The sequence below is a fragment of the Clostridium rectalis genome (genome assembly GCF_900626095.1).
GTDB lineage: Bacteria > Bacillota > Clostridia > Clostridiales > Clostridiaceae > Clostridium_AS > Clostridium_AS rectalis.
In genome coordinates, this window is the sequence record NZ_UYZZ01000005.1 from 132,949 (window position 1) to 149,720 (window position 16,772).

A 16,772-nucleotide genomic window follows, 5' to 3' on the forward strand; every position below is an offset into this window, starting at 1 on the left:
ATTTTTTAAGGAGTACTTTAATTGAATATATTTCTATGTGTTATAATATTAATTCTTATATTATTTCTTCTATACATTTTTAAAAATAAATACTTAATTATAACATTTATTTGTTCCTTAATAATATTAAATTTTGTATTTAATCCCTCCATATGCATAAATGGAAGTATTTCCGGGGCTACATTATTTTTTAATAAAGTTTTTCCCGCTCTATTTCCATTTCTTATAATATGCAATATGATGCTATATTTTAACGGTGTATATATTTACTCTAAAATATTTGGTAAAACATTATGTAGACCTTTAGGAATACCTATTGAATGTAGTTTTGTTATAATTATTAGTATGTTATGTGGCTATCCATTAGGTGCTAAATATTCTTGTGATCTTTATGAAAACAAAATTATAGATTATAATACTTGTGAACGACTTTTAAACATTGCATCTAGTGCTAGTCCACTATTTATAATTGCTACCATAGGTACTTCAATGTTCCAAAGTACATTAATTGGATATATTATTCTTATATCCAACTATTTATCTTGTTTTTTTATTAGTCTGATTTTACCCAATAGAAAACACAAATTTTCAATTGTATGTTCAGCTAAAAATATAATACCTGAAAAAATAAATTTTGGTACTGCTTTAAAAAACTCCATAGAAAATTCTATTAATACGTGTTTATCTGTTGGTGGTTTTATAACTTTATTTTCCGTAATAAATAATATAATAAAAAATAGTATTTTATTCAATACTATTTTAGATAAAATATGTGTCATATTTAAAATCCCCAAAGCATCTGTTGAAGGAACATTTTTAGGCTTAGTAGAAATGACCAATGGATGTAATATTATATCTTCCTCAAATATATCTATAGATATTAAAATCATAGTTATAAGCTTTTTATTGTCTTTTAGTGGTCTATGTATAATATGGCAATGTAGCTCGTTTATAAACAAACATAACTTTTCATTATTTAGATATATAAAATTTAAATTTATTCAAGGATTAATTTGTTCTTTTATATCCTATATTTTATATAAAGTTTTATTTAATAAAATTACTACAACTACTATAAGCTATTCTATGATTTCTAATAATATAAATATAAATATTTTATTCTTAATATTATGGCTAGTATTATTAATACCTATTATACTATATAATATTTTTTTATCTATTCATTTTTCTTAATTCATTTATATTTTCTTTTATAGTATTGGTAGCGGAATTTACCTCTGAATCAATAGAGCTTAAATAGCTTTCCATTTCTTTATGTAAATTGGTTAGCATTTCTTGGCTCTTTTCTTTTATTTCTATTTCTAATTGAGATAATATTTCATCTGCATATTCTCTAGCACCACGTCTAATTAATTTTGCATCTTTTTTAGCTAAAATTAATATTTCTTCTGCTTTATTAGTAGCCTCTTTCGTTATATCATGGCTTTCTATTTGCCTTTTAAGTAAGGATAAATTTTCCTTCTTTACTACCTCAGCCTCTTTAACCGCTTCTTCTATTATCCTATCTTTCTCCTCAAAAACCCATTGAGCTTTTTTAAACTCTGGCGGTAAATAGTTTATTATTTTATCAATAACTTCTAAAACTTCTTTTCTATCTATCATTACTTTCCCTGTCATAGGAACTTTAGAAGATGTTTCGATAATATCTTGTAAATATTCCAATAGTTTCATTACATCCATTGATACATCCTCCTATTTATTATGTATTTTATTAGTTACATCAGAGATTATATCATCCGGTATAAGACCCTTTATACACCCTTTGAACATAGCAACCTGTTTTACAGATGAAGAGCTTAAATAAGAATATTCTGCCGCTGTCATCATAAAAACTGTCTCTACTTCTGGATTCAATTTTTTATTCATAAGCGACATTTGAAATTCATACTCAAAATCAGATACAGCCCTTAAACCTTTAATTATAACTTTTATATTTCTTTCCTTCATAAAATCTACTAAAAGTCCACTAAAGCTCTCAACTTTTACATTGGGAATGTCTCTTGTAACTCTTTTAATTAATTCTACTCTTTCCTCTATATTAAACAAACCTTTTTTATCAGGATTCATTGAAACTATAACTATAATTTTATCAAATGTCTTTGAAGCCCTTTTTATAATGTCTAAATGTCCATTGGTAATTGGATCGAAGCTTCCTGGATAAATTGCTGTAATCATTTTAGTCCTCCTTATGTTTATAAAAACATATAGTTGTATTGCCATATTTTCTATCCTGGGTTAATGTTAATTTTTCTGTCCCTTGAAATATTTTTTCTGAAGAATCAATTTTACTTACTATTATACCATCTTTATTTAACATATTATTTTCTTCTATAATTTTTGCAGCTAATGGAATCATATCCTTAAGATATGGGGGATCTAAAAATATAATATCAAATTTTTTACCTTGTTTACCAAACATTTTTAACGCTTCATATGAATCCATGTTGTGACATACACACTTGTCTTCAAAATTAAAATTTTTAACATTTTGTTCTAAATATTTAAAGGTAGTTGCTCCTTTATCTATAAGATGGCATTCTTTTGCTCCTCTACTTACTGCCTCTAATCCTAAACTTCCTGTGCCCGCAAATACATCTATGGCCACGGAATCATATATATAATTTTGAATAATATTAAATATATTTTCTTTTACTCTGTCTAAAGTAGGTCTTGTTCCCATACCTTCTGGCGACAAAAGTTTTCTTCCTCTGGCAAGACCTGCAATTATTCTCATAGATTTTTCCTCCTTTTATAGAACCCTTTTTCAAATAATTCTATAATATTGTAGCATATTTATTTATTTAACACAAAACTATTTTACCATTACTATACAAATAAATCTTTTAAATATAAATAATTTTTTAATAAATAAATAAAAAAATAATATTTAAATAAAATACTAATTAAAACATATATATTTAGTAGTATTATCTAACTTTTTCATTATGTATTTAATTATTTCTTTATCTTCCACACAATCGCTTTTTAATAATTCATCAGCATCTATACTGCATTGTTTTAATATATTTATATCTTCAATTAGGTCACATAATATCAGTCCTTCTTCCCCATGTTGCCTTACCCCAAAAATTTCACCACTACCTCTTATTTTTAAATCTTGTTCTGCAATATAAAATCCATCGTTACTATTTACCATTGTTTTCATTCTTTTTTTAGTTATCTCATTTTTCACCTCTGCAATTAACACGCAATAAGATTTTTCACTTCCTCTACCAACCCTTCCTCTTAGCTGATGAAGCTGTGCCAGTCCAAATCTTTCAGCATTTTCTATTATTATTAAAGTAGCATTAGGTACATTTATACCAACTTCGATAACAGTAGTGGATATTAAAACCTTAATATGATTATTTTTGAATTTTTCCATGATTTCATTTTTATCTTTATTATTCATCTTGCCATGTAATATAGCTATATTTACATTAGAAAAATACTTGCTTTTTAACTTTTCATATAAATTTTCAACAGAACTCAATTGCAAATCAGTATTTTCTTCTACTAAAGGACAAACAATATATACTTGTCTTCCTTCATCTATTTGTTTTAATGCAAAATTATATACTCTATTTTCTTCTTTTTTATTAATATAATAAGTATTAACTTTCTTTCTTCCTGGTGGAAGTTCATCAATTACAGAAACATTTAAGTCCCCATATAAATATAGTGATAATGTTCTTGGAATAGGAGTAGCTGTCATTACAAGAACATCTACATTTTCACCTTTATTAAACAGCTTATTTCTTTGCATAACACCAAATCTGTGTTGCTCATCTGTTATTATAAATCCTAACTTTTTAAATTTAACATTGTCCTCAATTAATGCATGGGTACCTATTATAATATCAATTTCTCCTTTTTCTAAAGCTATTTTAATTTTTTCTTTTTCTTTTAGAGAAGTACTTCCACTTAATAATTTTATATTTAAATCAAAATGCTTTAGTATATTGTACACCTCATTATAATGTTGTTTTGCTAAAATCTCTGTTGGAACCATAAAAGCAGCTTGATAACCATTCTTAACAACATTAAATAGTGCTATTATTCCAACTATAGTTTTACCACTACCTACATCTCCTTGTACTAGTCTATTCATAGCTACAGGTTTTTTTTGATCAATTAGTATTTCTCTAATGACTTTGTTTTGAGCATTGGTTAGACAATATGGTAGCCTTGACTTTAATTCATTAAGTTCTTTGCTTATATTAAAAGATATCCCTTTATTATTTGCCTCTTTATATTTTTTAAGCATTAAAATTTTTAATGAATATGTAAATAGTTCCTGATATTTTAAACGCCTTTTAGCGTTATAAAGCATTTCAATGTTTAAAGGATTATGTATATTCCTTATGGCCATATCCAAAGAACAAAATTTGTTTTGTTTAACTATTCTAGTGGGTAAATTTTCTTCTATTTTAATAGAATTTAAAACTTCGTTGATTAATTTCATTAGAGTTGTAGTTTTTATTTTACCTCTTAATGGGTACACCGGCATAACTTTTTCCTTGGAATTTTCTGATATAAAATCAGTATTTTTTATAATTTTAGGATTTATAAGCATCCTTTCTCCATTAAAATAATCAATTTTACCCTTTAATGTATATTCATTATTTATTTTAAAATAGTTTTTAATATAAGGTTGATTAAACCACTTACATTTAAAATAAGTCCCTTTGTTAATAAACTTAACTTGAGAAAGCACCTTTCCTCTTTTAGTTCTTATATCTTTACCTATATTAACAACTTTTCCCTGAAGAATTACCTCTTGTTTATTTTTAATTTCACCTATTTCATTACATATAGATATTTTTTTATAATCTCTAGGGAAATATAATAATAAGTCTAGCAAAGTAAATATACCACACTTATTTAATTCTTCTAATGTTTTAGGACCAACTCCTTTAATAGAGCCTACCCCACTATACAAATTCATATAACCACTCCATAAAAAATCTATTTATATAATATAAAAAAAGCCTTAAGGCTTTTTTTATTCAACAGAAAATATGAAATAATATAACGGCTGTTCACCACTATAACATTGAATATCTAATTCATCATACTGATCTTCTAATTCAGATATAAAATTTTCAACTTCTTTTTCTTCACAATCTTTTCCATAAAATATTGTGATAAGTTCACTGTCCTCATTTACCATATTGGAAAGTAAAGATTTACAAACATCAAAAACATTTTTGCCAACCTCTGCTATCTTTCCATCTTTAAGACCCATTATGTCCCCTTCTTTAATTTCCTTACCATCTATTTCAGTTTCTCTTACTGCATATGTAACTGAACCTGTAACTACATTAGTAATTGATTCACTCATAAAATTAATATTATCTTCTACTTCTCCATTTGGATTAAAAGACGTAATTGCAGTTATTCCTTGAGGAATTGTTTTTGTGGGTATAACATATAGGTTTTTATCAGACAGCTCAGCAGCTTGGCTTGCCGCCATTATTATATTTTTATTATTAGGTAGAATAAATATGTTTTCTGCATTTATATTTTTAACAGCATTTAATATATCCTCCGTACTAGGATTCATAGTTTGACCGCCCTCAATTACATAATCTACTCCTAAATCCTTAAATATGTTTTTTATTCCCTCTCCTAAAGACACAGAAACAAATCCATATTTTTTAACTTCTTCTTCTCTATCTAAATTTTGTTTTAATTCTTCTTTATTTGAAAACTCATCCTCTAATATGTGTCTATGTTGTTCTCTCATATTATCTATTTTAACTTTAGAAAGTTGCCCTAATCTAACTGCTTTTGATAAGATAAAACCTGGATCATTAGTATGAATATGCACTTTAACTAAATCATCTGAACCAACAACTATCATTGAATCACCAAGTGGTTCTAACTCAAATTTGAATTTTTCAATATCAACATCTCCTGATAAAATGAAAAATTCAGTACAATATCCAAATTTTATATCTTGTGATCCTATATTTTTAGCAACTGAATTTACAGTAGACTCTCCCACATTGTCACATATTTCAACTGATTTAATCCCTCTTTCTAAAACTTCATACATTCCTTGTAATATTATAAGAAGACCTGCACCTCCCGCATCTACAACCTTAGCCTGCTTTAATACCGGTAACATTTCTGGTGTCTTTTGAAGCATATAATCACTATAATTACATATTTCTTCCATCAGTTTTCTAATATCTCTAGCATCACTCTTAACTGCAGCTTCACCAGCAGACTTGATAATTGTCAAAATAGTACCCTCTGTTGGTCTCATAACAGCTTTATATGCAGCCTTTGCACCTTCTAATATACTATTTGCAAATTCTTTAGATTCTACAATTTCTTTATTTTCAAACCCCTTTGATATTCCTCTAAGAATTTGTGATAATATAACACCAGAATTCCCTCTTGCGCCCATTAATGCTCCTTTGGCAAGACTTTTTGCAATAACTCCTACGCCTTCTCCTTTTAAATTTTTTATTTCTGTAACAGCTGACTTAAATGTCATAGACATATTAGTTCCTGTATCTCCATCTGGAACTGGAAATACATTTAATGCATTAACATATTCCTTTTGATCTTCTAATCTATTGCTAGCATTAACTACCATATTATAAAATTGCTGCCCATCTATATTTAAGTATTCCATCTATAGTTACCTCCTTAAACTCTGACACCTTGAACATTTACAGTTATACTTGAAATCTTTAACCCTGTATAATTTTCTACATTGTATCTTATCTTTTGAATTATATTACTAGCAATTACTGAAATCTTAGTTCCATATTCAACAATTATATATAATTCTATTGATAACTTATTATCTTTAGAATGAATTTTTACTCCCTTACTTAGGTTCTCTCCTTTTATTAGTTCCCAAAAACCATCGGTAGCATTCTTTGATGCCATTCCAACAACTCCATAACATTCCATTGTAGATACACCTACAATATTTCCGATCACTTCTTCAGAATAATTAATATATCCATACTCATTAGAAATATTTCCTATCATATAATAACCCTCCTTATGCAATAATGCCTTATAACATATTTTATATTATATGAGATATTTATTCAAGGAAATATATAATTTAATATAATAAGATTGCTATACAAAATGCATATAATACTTGCAAAATTTATATGTTATATGATAAAATGATATAGGTCTGAATTGAGAAGTTTTTACTCTTTTCGGTAGAAAAGGAGGTGTTTTCGATGTCAAGAAGATGTGAAATATGTGGAAAAGGCGTTGTAGCTGGTGTTCAATACAGTCACTCACACCGTCAGTCTAAAAGAACTTGGGCTCCAAACTTAAAGAAAGTTAAAGCAGTAGTTGAAGGAACACCTAAAACTATCCATGCTTGTACAAGATGCTTACGTTCTGGTAAAGTACAACGTGCTATATAAGATAGAAGATGCAATTGGACATCAATTGCATTTTTTATTTCTTATGTAATATTAAAATTACATAATTAAAAGGCATGTATGCATAAAATGTATACATGCCTTTTTTCTATGTTATAACCTTATTTTCTAAATATGAACTTTATTATTGAAGATATGAATTTAGGTAATTTAATTGCAACTATTTTCATTGAATCTCTCCTTAAAAATTATTTGCAATTTTGCATTAAACACCATCCTAAATAAATAAGGCCTCCTCCAACGGCTATTATCCATCCCCATATAGGGATAATAAAAGTTATTACTATACCAATTCCTATAGAACCTATAATTATTCCCAGTTTATTCTTAATTTTTTTACACTTTCTTGACACATTTATTATCCCTTCATCCATTACTTTATATAATATTATATGTAGGGAATATAAAATAGTGATTGTTTCTTTTAATCCTTGCTTTGAATTATTAATAACAGTCCATCATCAAATTCTATTTTTATTTCATCTTTCTTAAATTCATTGGATATACCTATACTATCTCCCAGTTTTAAATCATATTCATGTAAAGGATACTTTGCTCCTTTAATAGTCAATTTTTTTACTTCTTTACCATAACTTAAAAGTGAAATATATGGAAAATGTCTTGATTTTATTACAGTTGGTTTATTCACAAGTTCAATATTACTATTATTATCTTTTATAGTACATCTTATATTCAATTGCAAGCACTTGTAAAGTATGCCTACATTACCTATAACATGATCAAGTCTATTACCTGTACACCCTAAAAGCACTATTTCATCTACTCCAAAATTTATAGCCCTATTCACAGCAATTAGTGTATCGGTATAATCTTTTTCCGGGGGGAATTTTTCCACATTAAAATTTTCCTTATCTAATTTTTTGAATATTTTTTTATCTATTGAATCAAAATCTCCTACAACTAGATTAGGGCTTATATTATGTTTTAAAAGCATTTCTATACCTTTATCCGCTGCTATTAATAATTTACAATTTTGCAATTCTTCTTTTAATAAATTGTAACTAGGACAATCCCCTCCAGAAATTATTACTGCCTTCATCTTATTGCCTCTTTTAGATCTTCAATATTTCTTTTAATTTTTTCTTCCTTAAAAATTGCTGATCCTGCCACTATTAATTCTGCACCACAATTATATAAATGTTTTATATTTGATATATCTACTCCTCCATCCACTTCTATAATTAACTCTGGATTATAGTCATCTTTTAAAGCTTTAACCTCCAATATTTTATCTGAGGCATATGATATAAGCCTTTGACCTCCAAACCCTGGATTCACAGACATTATAAGTACCATATCTAAATTGGGGATTAAATCCTTAATCAGACTTACAGGGGTTCCTGGATTTAAAGCAATAGCAGCTTTAATATTAAAACTTTTTATGTAATTAATAGTTCTATCAATATGTTTATCAGATTCATAGTGTACTGTAATAATATCTGCTCCAGCATCGACAAATTCCTTTATATATCTTGAAGGTTCTTCAATCATTAAATGTACGTCAAAAGGTAATTTAGTAATTGATCTTATACTTTTTATAATAGGTACCCCAAAGGAGATATTAGGCACAAACATTCCATCCATAACATCTATATGGATAACATCTGCTCCATGTTGCTCTAATAATTTTATTTCTTCCCCTAATTTTGAAAAATTTGCTGATAATATAGATGGCGCTAACTTCATCATTTATTACTTCTCCCCCTTATTTTTTCTTCAAGTATTTTTATATAAAAATCATATCTCTTTTTATTAATTTTTCCTTCATTCAACGCATTTTTTATCATACAAGCTGGTTCTTTATAATGCATACATCCAGTAAATTTACAACCATTTATATATTCTAAAAATTCCGGTATACAAAACTGTATCTCATTTTTAGATATAAAATCAGTGTTTAAAGATGAAAAACCTGGAGTATCCACTAAAAATCCTCCTTCTATTTCAATAAGTTCACTATGTCTTGTTGTATGTTTACCTCTCTTTAATTTCTCACTGATATCTCCAGTCACCATTATATTCTTTCTTGCTAACCTATTTAAAATAGTAGACTTGCCAACTCCAGATGGGCCGCATAGTACCGTAACATTTTTTTTAAGCCTCTCTCTTATTTTATCAATTCCAATTCCCTCTTTAGCTTTTAAAAATAATATTTCATATCCTGCATCTTTTATCATTTTTACTGCATCTATTTTATTTGGTTCTTTGATTAAATCACTTTTATTAAAACATACCACAATTTTTAAATTATTATGCTCACATAACATTAAAAATTTATTTAATAAATTTTCACTTATATCTGGGTTAGTTAAGGAAAATACAACCAATGCTTGAGTAACATTAGCCACTGCTGGTCTTATTAACATGTTATGTCTTTCATAGATATTATCAATAGATCCTTTATTAGTATCAGATATAAAGCTTATATCTACTTTATCACCTACCATAGGGGTAAGTTCATTGTGTCTGAACTTACCCCTTGCCTTACACTCTATGACATTATCATTTACTTTTACATAATAAAATCCGCCTATACCTTTGATAATAGTTCCTTGCATAATGCCTCCTATTAATTATAAATATTAATTATAAATATTATTTATTTTTACTTCCACTATTACTATTGCCATTATTATTGTCGTTGCCCTCATTGTTATTCCCACCATCTTCTGTATTATTTCCTTCTCCACTTTCATCTTCTCCATCCGTTGGTGGTTTTTCTGGATTTTCTTTTTTGTAAACATAATAGGTTACATTCACATAACTACCTTCTGAAACTTTACTATATGCTTCTAAACTTTGTTCAAAAATTTTTCCATTTAAACTTTTATCTGAAGTTTCTACAGTTTTTTGATCTCCTAAGTTTAAATTTGCACCAGCCAATATATTTCTAGCCTCTTCTATAGTTTTACCATTTAAACTTGGAACAGTTGAATATTTTATTTCAGGTCCTTTACTTATAACTAAATCTACATTAGAATTAACATCTACTTGTTCGTCCTTAGATGGACTCTGACTTATTACACAGTTTTTAGGTACATTATCATCATATGCTTCTTTCACGTCTCCAAGTTTTAAATTATTTTTATTTAATATATCTTTAGCTACTTCTAAATCCAATTCTCTTAGATTAGGCACAAGTGTCTTTCCTAATCCTTCACTAATAACTACTTTTATTGTCTCATTAGACTTTACTGTACTTCCAACCTCAGGATTACAACTTAAAATTGTTCCTTCCGGTTTATCACTTTTTTCAGTTGAACTTACTTCAAGTTTTAAATTTTTATCTTCTAATAATTTCTGCGCCTGATCTTTTGTAAGTCCAATTATATTAGGAATTATAACTTTTTTAGATGCTGCTCCTTGCTGTGGATTTATAAATTTATTGTATATTACATATCCTGAGGCAAATCCTACTACTAAAATAAATATAACAGCTGTAACAATAAGTATCATATTTTTTTTCTTTTTATCTAAGCCTTTTCTACTTTCTCTTCCACTATCTTTGGAATCTTCATAATCATAAAAACCATCTTCTTCATCATCTAAATCATCTATATTTGCCTTAGAAGCTTTAGTAGTATTATTAACATAATCTTCCACTTTAACAGCATCCATTACTCTAGTTCTATCATCATCTAAGTCAGAAAATCTTACATTAAAATCTTGATTTTGCTGCAATTTATTCAAATCTAACAATAGTTCTTTTACAGTTTGATACCTTTTCACAGGTTCTTTTTCAATAGCTTTCAAAATTACATTATTTAAGTTTACTGGGACAGATGGATTAATATTTCTAGGTGGCACAACTGGCTCTTGAATATGTTTTAATGCAACAGAGACAGGACTTTCCCCATCATATGGAACCTTTCCTGTAACCATTTCATACATTACTATTCCCAAGGAGTATATATCTGTACGACAATCTACAAAACTCCCCTTGGCCTGTTCTGGTGAAAAATAATGGGCTGATCCCATTACTTTAGAAGTATTAGTTATAGTTACAGAATTTGTGGCTTTAGCTATTCCAAAATCTGTAACCTTTACATTTCCATCATCTGTTACTAAAATATTATGAGGTTTTATATCTCTATGTATTATATTATTTCTATGGGCACATTCTAATGCTTTTGCTATCTTAGTAGCAAATTCAATAGCTTCATAGGTATTTAATGTTCGCTTATCTCTTATTACATCTTTTAATGTTTTCCCATTCACATATTCCATAACTATATAATTTATTCCCTCTTGGGAACCAACATCATATATATTTACTATATTGTTATCAGAAATACTGGCTGCTGCCGTAGCTTCCCTTTTAAACTTATCTACAAATTGCATATCTTTTGCAAATTCTTCTTTTAATATCTTTACTGCCACATATCTATTTAGCAAATGGCATTTAGCTTTGTATACTACTGCCATTCCACCTTCTCCAATTTTTTCTAAGAGTTCATACCTATTTCCCAGTAAAGTTCCTATCATCTTTACACTCTCCTTCAACTACAATAACTGATATGTTGTCTCTTCCACCTTTTATTTTACTTAATTCTACTAACAACTTACATGACTCTTTATTATCATTGTTTATTATTATATCACACATTTCCTTAGGAGTAACATCGTTTGTTAATCCATCAGTACAAAGTATTATTTTTAAAATCATACTTCTATCTAAGATAAACGTATCTACTTTTACGGATTTGTTTGTCCCAAGTGCTCTTGTTATAATATTCTTGTTTGGATGTGAAATTGCTTCCTGCTCAGTTATACTTCCATTATCAATAAGTTGTTGCACTAAAGAATGATCCTTTGTAATTTTAATTATATTTTTCTTGTTATCTATAATATAGCAACTACTATCTCCAACATTTGCAATAATAACATCATTATTTTCTATTACACAAACCGTTACAGTTGTTCCCATACCCTCTAAATTTCTATCTTTTTGACCCATTATATATATATTGTTATTTGCTTCTTCTATAGCTTTTATAACCTCTTGTTCTAAATTAGATTTTTCATTTGATTTTTTTATATATTCAATTATTGTATCTACCGCAAGTTTACTTGCAACCTCTCCTGCATTATGCCCTCCCATTCCGTCAGCTATTACATATACTCTTCTATTAATGCCTTCATAGTATCCAACAGAATCTTCATTTATTCTTCTAAAGTTTCCTATATCTGATAGCATACCAACCATAAACTTACACCTCTTTAATATTATTTTTTCCTTCTATATAACTTCTCCTTAGTTGACCGCAAGCAGCATTTATATCTGCTCCCATTTCCCTTCTTATAGTAGTCTCTATGCCATTCTTAATTAATATATTACTAAACTTTTTTATACTTTCTAAACTAGATTTCTTAAAATTATTTTCCTTTATTTCATTTACCGGTATTAAATTAACATGACAAAGTATCCCTTTAAGCATGCTAGAAAGTTCTTCTGCATTTTTATCACTATCATTTACTCCTTTTACTAACGCATATTCGAAAGTGATTCTTCTGTTGGTATTATTTATATAATATTTACACCCATCTATAAGCTCATTTATATTATATTTATGAGCCACAGGCATGATTTCTTTTCTCATAACATCATTGGATGCGTGCAATGAAATAGCTAAAGTTATTTGCAATCCTTTATCCGCCAACTCAACTATCTTAGGGACAATACCACACGTAGACAAAGTTATGTGCCTTTGCCCAATATTTAGTCCTTCTTTTGCATTTATTAGTTTTATAAATTTAACTACATTGTAGAAATTATCTAAAGGTTCTCCACTGCCCATTAGTACAACATTAGAAATTTTTTCACCAATTTCATCTTGAGCCTTTAATATTTGACCAAGTATTTCCCCACAAGTAAGATTTCTCACAATTCCATCTAATGTAGATGCACAAAATTTACATCCCATTTTGCAACCTATTTGTGTAGAGACACATATAGAGTTACCATGTTTATACTTCATTACTACAGATTCTATAATATTGCCATCTTTATATTTAAAAAGGAATTTATATGTATCATCTTTTTGAGATTTCAACTTTCTTAGTACCTGTGGGATACTAAAATAAAAGTTTTTATTTAATTTATCAGTGGTATTCTTAGGTATATTCTTCATATCATTAAAATTGTAAATTCCTTTATATATCCAATCAAATATTTGCTTCCCTCTAAAAGCACTTTCCCCATTTTCTTTCATCCATAATTTAAGTTCAAATAAATTCAAATCTAAAATATTCAACATTTAAAACACCTACCATTGCTTCTTTAATTTTGCTATAAAGAATCCATCCATACTTTTATCAGGCAATATAGTAACAGTTCCCATATTATCATACTTTATATTTTCTAAATTCCCATAAAATATAGGCTCTATTTTAAATTCAGGATGTTCTTTAATAAACCATTTAATATTTTCTTCATTTTCCTCTTTATTTAAAGTACAAGTTGAATATAATATTATACCATTATTTTTCACATATTTTGATGCATTTAATAGTATTTTTCTTTGAACCTGTATTATAGATTTTAAATCATTTTTATTTTTTGTATATTTTATTTCAGGTTTTTTTCTTATAATCCCCAGACCAGAGCAGGGTACATCTATTAAAATTCTATCTGCGAATTCTTTATATTTTTCTTTATATATACAAGCATCCATTACATTTAAATGAATATTCTTTATGCCCAATCTAGAAGCATTATCTTTAACTAGTGATAATTTATTTTTATGTATATCAAAAGCAAAAATACTACCTGTATTATCTAATAGTTCTGCTATATGAGTTGTTTTCCCTCCTGGTGCACTACATAAATCTAATACATATATATTATCTTCAATCTCCATAGTTGAGGCTACTAACATAGCACTTTCATCTTGTACAGTAATTAGCCCTTCTTTAAAAATAGGATTGTTTTCTATATTTTTTCCTCTAACTATTTTTATTGCCTCTGGACATACACTTCCCTGTTCTATATTATATCCATTCTCAATTAGTTTTCTCCAGATATCTTCATAATCTCCCTTTAAGTTATTTACTCGTACAGTAACTGTTGGTACTTGATTTAATCCATAAAGTATTTTAATCGCATCGTCTATGCCATACTGTTTTATAAATAATTGGGTAAGCCATTTTGGAAATGAGTACTCAAAACAAACTTTATCTAATTCAGTATTTTTATAGTATATTTTATTTTTATTTCTTAAAAAATTTCTCAAAACACCATTTACTAATTTGGAACCGCCTTTAGATCTCTCTTTTGCAAGCTCTACACACTCATTTACAGCTGCAAATTCAGGTATTTTATCCAAATAATTTAATTGATAAATTCCAATTCTTAAAATATTTAATATGTATTCATCTAATTTTTTTATGCCATTTTTTAAATAACAATCTAGCATTTTATCTATAGAATACATATATTTTAGAGTTCCATAAACTATTTCAGTAGTTAGTCCTTTATCTATATCAAATAGATTACTATTATTTAATTTATTATTAAGCACTATATTAGAATAGGCATTTTTATTTATTACATCATTTAATATTTCAACTGCAATTTTTCTAGAATTATCCATATATATACCTCAACTTTTTATTTCTTTATATAAGAAAGTTGTATGGCTATATTACCATACAATTTTCTTATTTTAATCATCTCTTCTACCATTACTTAATATTATTAATCTTACTAATTGTAAAATTGTCGTGAGAGCGGCTGCCACATATGTCATAGCTGCAGCATTTAAAACCTCTCTAGCTTCTCCTACCTCATCTTCATATAATACATTATTATCATATAATAATTTTAATGCTCTACTAGATGCATTAAATTCTACAGGTAAAGTTATAAGTTGAAAAATAACTACCCCTGAAAATAATATTATTCCTATAGTCAATAATTTAGGTTGACCTAAAAATAATCCTATAACAAAAATTACCCATGATAAATTAGATCCAAAATTCACTATAGGTACTATAGAATTTCTTATTATTAAAGGAGAGTATTTTTCTTGATGTTGAAAAGCGTGCCCTGTTTCATGTGCTGCTACTCCAATTGCCGCAACTGATGTACTATAATATACTTCTTCTGATAATCTCATAACTCTATTTATTGGATCATAATGATCCGTAAGCTTACCTGCTACTATTTCTACGGGAACATCTGATAAACCATGACTATCTAAGAGTCTTCTAGCTACTTGTGCTCCCGTAAACCCATTAATACTTCTAACTTTAGAATATTTTTGAAAAGTATGAGATATCCTAAATTGTGCCCAAGCAGAAACAATAAGGGCTGGTATAAGTATTATAAAACTACTATCGTAGATCATATAATCCCTCCAACATTAATTATTCTAATTTCACGTCTTTATCTATAGAATGTCCTTTAATATATTCTTCCACATTAAGTGGCTTTTTAGACGGAAATTGTATTTTTTTAATTAATACACACCCATCTCCTGTGACTACTTTTATTCCATCTTTTGATACCTCTAATATAGATCCTGGTTCCAAATTACTTCTCTCATTTAAAACATTCATTTCATAAATTTTCATAGCTTTATCCTTATAATTTGTATATGCTATAGGCCATGGATTTAATCCTCTCACCAAGTTATTTATCACTTTACTTTCTAGTTTCCAATCAATTTTTCCCATTTTTTTGTGTAGCATTGACGCATAGCAGGAATCACTATCATTTTGTTTTACTCTTTTTATTTCATTTTTGCTTAAGCCTTTTACTGTTTTCACTAAAAGATTCGCTCCATCTTCCATTAAGATATCATGTAAATCTCCTGCAGTCATATTTTCTGTAATTAAAACTTTGCTTTTTAAAAGCATATCTCCCGTATCTAAACCTTCATTCATAAGCATAGTAGTATTCCCACTTTCCATTTCCCCTTTTATTATTGCCCAATTTATTGGAGCTGCACCTCTATATTTAGGCAATAATGATGCATGAAGATTTATACAAGCATATTTAGGTATATTTAATATTTCTTTAGAAAGTATTTGTCCATAAGCTACTACAATTATAAAATCTGGTTGAATATTTTTTAAGTATTCTATAGTTTTTAAATCATCTTTTAAAACTTCAGGTTGAAGTACAGGAATATTATATTCTAAAGCTTTTTCTTTTACAAAAGACATTGAAAGTTTTTTTCCTCTACCTTTTGGCCTATCAGGTTGGGTAAGAACAGCAACTACTTCAAATTCTTTTATTAATCTATCTAAAGACGGCACTGCAAACTCTGGGGTGCCCATGAATACTATTTTCATGTT

At 27.8% G+C, this 16,772-nt stretch carries 19 protein-coding genes; 2 read left to right on the forward strand and 17 right to left on the reverse strand.

The annotated features are described in order from the left end of the window. The first annotated feature begins 21 nt into the window (after positions 1 to 21). A complete protein-coding gene (ylbJ, locus tag EJL03_RS09655; protein ID WP_125153772.1) occupies positions 22 to 1,194 on the forward strand; it encodes a sporulation integral membrane protein YlbJ in 1,173 nt (390 codons plus the stop codon). On the opposite strand, the gene EJL03_RS09660 is transcribed toward ylbJ, so the two are convergent. The 6 genes from EJL03_RS09660 to EJL03_RS09685 all read right to left on the reverse strand — a co-directional run bounded on the left by EJL03_RS09660 (position 1,174) and on the right by EJL03_RS09685 (position 7,035). Further along, complete coding sequence (locus EJL03_RS09660) at positions 1,174 to 1,701, reverse strand: ATPase (protein WP_125153773.1); 528 nt, start codon at positions 1,699 to 1,701, stop codon at positions 1,174 to 1,176. The genes ylbJ and EJL03_RS09660 overlap by 21 nt on opposite strands. 12 nt (positions 1,702 to 1,713) lie before the next feature. Next, positions 1,714 to 2,196: a pantetheine-phosphate adenylyltransferase gene (coaD, locus tag EJL03_RS09665; protein WP_125153774.1), complete on the reverse strand. Its 483-nt coding sequence runs from the start codon at positions 2,194 to 2,196 to the stop codon at positions 1,714 to 1,716. A gap of 1 nt (position 2,197) precedes the next feature. Beyond that, positions 2,198 to 2,755 (reverse strand): 16S rRNA (guanine(966)-N(2))-methyltransferase RsmD, encoded by a 558-nt coding sequence (gene rsmD / locus EJL03_RS09670; protein ID WP_125153775.1) that lies wholly within the window; start codon positions 2,753 to 2,755, stop codon positions 2,198 to 2,200. A 165-nt stretch (positions 2,756 to 2,920) separates the two neighbouring features. Further along, on the reverse strand, positions 2,921 to 4,969 hold the full coding sequence (gene recG, locus EJL03_RS09675; RefSeq protein ID WP_125153776.1) for an ATP-dependent DNA helicase RecG: 2,049 nt from the start codon (positions 4,967 to 4,969) through the stop codon (positions 2,921 to 2,923). Positions 4,970 to 5,026: 57 nt separating this feature from the next. Continuing rightward, positions 5,027 to 6,670: a DAK2 domain-containing protein gene (locus EJL03_RS09680; protein ID WP_125153777.1), complete on the reverse strand. Its 1,644-nt coding sequence runs from the start codon at positions 6,668 to 6,670 to the stop codon at positions 5,027 to 5,029. A 14-nt stretch (positions 6,671 to 6,684) separates the two neighbouring features. Further along, positions 6,685 to 7,035 carry an Asp23/Gls24 family envelope stress response protein gene (locus tag EJL03_RS09685; protein ID WP_125153778.1) on the reverse strand — a complete coding sequence of 117 codons (351 nt, stop codon included), beginning with the start codon at positions 7,033 to 7,035 and terminating at the stop codon, positions 6,685 to 6,687. A 206-nt stretch (positions 7,036 to 7,241) separates the two neighbouring features. On the opposite strand from EJL03_RS09685, the gene rpmB reads away from it, so the two are divergent. Beyond that, positions 7,242 to 7,433, forward strand: a complete 192-nt coding sequence (gene rpmB, locus EJL03_RS09690; RefSeq protein WP_125153779.1) for a 50S ribosomal protein L28 — start codon at positions 7,242 to 7,244, stop codon at positions 7,431 to 7,433. Between the two features lie 119 nt (positions 7,434 to 7,552). Here rpmB and spoVM read toward each other — a convergent pair whose 3' ends face one another. From spoVM to fmt, 11 genes are all read right to left on the reverse strand, one after another. Next, positions 7,553 to 7,621 carry a stage V sporulation protein SpoVM gene (gene spoVM, locus EJL03_RS16820; RefSeq protein ID WP_125153879.1) on the reverse strand — a complete coding sequence of 23 codons (69 nt, stop codon included), beginning with the start codon at positions 7,619 to 7,621 and terminating at the stop codon, positions 7,553 to 7,555. Positions 7,622 to 7,639: 18 nt separating this feature from the next. Next, positions 7,640 to 7,825 (reverse strand): hypothetical protein, encoded by a 186-nt coding sequence (locus EJL03_RS09700; protein WP_125153780.1) that lies wholly within the window; start codon positions 7,823 to 7,825, stop codon positions 7,640 to 7,642. 50 nt (positions 7,826 to 7,875) lie between these two features. Further along, positions 7,876 to 8,511: a thiamine diphosphokinase gene (locus EJL03_RS09705; RefSeq protein WP_125153781.1), complete on the reverse strand. Its 636-nt coding sequence runs from the start codon at positions 8,509 to 8,511 to the stop codon at positions 7,876 to 7,878. After that, positions 8,508 to 9,161 (reverse strand): ribulose-phosphate 3-epimerase, encoded by a 654-nt coding sequence (gene rpe / locus EJL03_RS09710; RefSeq protein ID WP_125153782.1) that lies wholly within the window; start codon positions 9,159 to 9,161, stop codon positions 8,508 to 8,510. The genes EJL03_RS09705 and rpe overlap by 4 nt, the downstream gene beginning before the upstream one ends. Then, entirely contained in the window at positions 9,158 to 10,030 is an 873-nt protein-coding gene (gene rsgA, locus EJL03_RS09715; protein WP_125153783.1) for a ribosome small subunit-dependent GTPase A, read from the reverse strand. The genes rpe and rsgA overlap by 4 nt, the downstream gene beginning before the upstream one ends. A gap of 37 nt (positions 10,031 to 10,067) precedes the next feature. Beyond that, positions 10,068 to 11,957, reverse strand: a complete 1,890-nt coding sequence (gene pknB / locus EJL03_RS09720) for a Stk1 family PASTA domain-containing Ser/Thr kinase (RefSeq protein WP_125153784.1) — start codon at positions 11,955 to 11,957, stop codon at positions 10,068 to 10,070. Next, a complete protein-coding gene (locus tag EJL03_RS09725; protein ID WP_125153785.1) occupies positions 11,932 to 12,678 on the reverse strand; it encodes a Stp1/IreP family PP2C-type Ser/Thr phosphatase in 747 nt (248 codons plus the stop codon). The genes pknB and EJL03_RS09725 overlap by 26 nt, the downstream gene beginning before the upstream one ends. Before the next feature lie 4 nt (positions 12,679 to 12,682). Further along, the gene (gene rlmN / locus EJL03_RS09730) at positions 12,683 to 13,729 is read right to left on the reverse strand and encodes a dual-specificity RNA methyltransferase RlmN (protein ID WP_125153786.1); all 1,047 of its coding nucleotides are present in this window, start codon (positions 13,727 to 13,729) and stop codon (positions 12,683 to 12,685) included. Positions 13,730 to 13,738: 9 nt separating this feature from the next. Next, complete coding sequence (rsmB, locus tag EJL03_RS09735) at positions 13,739 to 15,064, reverse strand: 16S rRNA (cytosine(967)-C(5))-methyltransferase RsmB (protein ID WP_125153787.1); 1,326 nt, start codon at positions 15,062 to 15,064, stop codon at positions 13,739 to 13,741. A 72-nt stretch (positions 15,065 to 15,136) separates the two neighbouring features. Beyond that, entirely contained in the window at positions 15,137 to 15,820 is a 684-nt protein-coding gene (locus tag EJL03_RS09740; RefSeq protein WP_125153788.1) for a zinc metallopeptidase, read from the reverse strand. Between the two features lie 19 nt (positions 15,821 to 15,839). Next, a complete protein-coding gene (fmt, locus tag EJL03_RS09745; protein ID WP_125153789.1) occupies positions 15,840 to 16,769 on the reverse strand; it encodes a methionyl-tRNA formyltransferase in 930 nt (309 codons plus the stop codon). Positions 16,770 to 16,772: the final 3 nt, after the last annotated feature.